1 protein-coding gene is annotated in these 875 nt (G+C 54.1%); it reads left to right on the top strand.

All coding sequences use genetic code 11. The annotated features are described in order from the left end of the window. On the top strand, positions 1-875 hold an 875-nt coding region (locus R7190_RS26300; protein WP_318137731.1), incomplete at both ends, for a tandem-95 repeat protein.

Genomic DNA, 875 nt, shown 5'->3' with positions numbered 1-875 from the left:
ATTGCAGACCAAGCCTTGGCGGAAGACTTTACGCCATACAGCATCGATCTAAATACCGCTTTCAGCGATGTGGATAACGTGGATGGCGATCTGAGCTTCAGTGTCTCTGGCAACAGCAACATTCAAGTGGCGATCGTCAATGGGATTGCTACGTTCACTCCAACCGCAGACTGGAACGGCTCAGAAGCGTTGACGTTTACGGCCACCGATCCAAGCGGCGAGAGCGTTAGCCAAACGGTGAACTTCACGGTAGCGCCTGTGGCGGACATCGTGGCAGATAAAGCGACGGTAGTGGAAGACACGCCGACCGTCATCAAGGTCTTAGGTAACGACACGTTCGAAGGCGACGATAAAGTGGTGTCGCTCGATACCAATAACGGTCCAGCTAACGGTACGGTCTCGGTCAACCCGGATGGCAGCGTCACTTACACGCCAAACGACAACTTCCACGGGGCAGACAGCTTTACCTACATCGTCACGTCCGGTGGGGTATCGGAGTCCACCACGGTGAACGTCGATGTCACACCAGTCAATGACGCGCCAGTGGCGACCAATGACACGGCGATGACTGACGAAGACACCGCTGTCACGATTGATGTTCTGCCAAACGACACCGACATCGACGGCGATAAGTTGTCTATCCAATCGGCGTCTGTACCTGAAGCACAAGGCACAGTTGAGATTGTTGATGGCAAACTGGTGTTCACACCAGCTGAGAACTTCAATGGCGATGCTGAAATCACTTACACCGTGACCGATGGTGCACTGACTGACCAAGCCACGGTCAACGTCACCGTAAATGCGGTGAACGACGCGCCTGTGGTTGAAAGCAGCATTGCAGACCAAGCCTTGGCGGAAGACTTTACGCCATACAG

It is taken from the genome of Vibrio sp. 1078-1, from assembly GCF_033340475.1.
The sequence above is the reverse complement of the archived record's forward strand: the minus strand, read 5'-3'. Positions and strand labels throughout refer to the sequence as shown.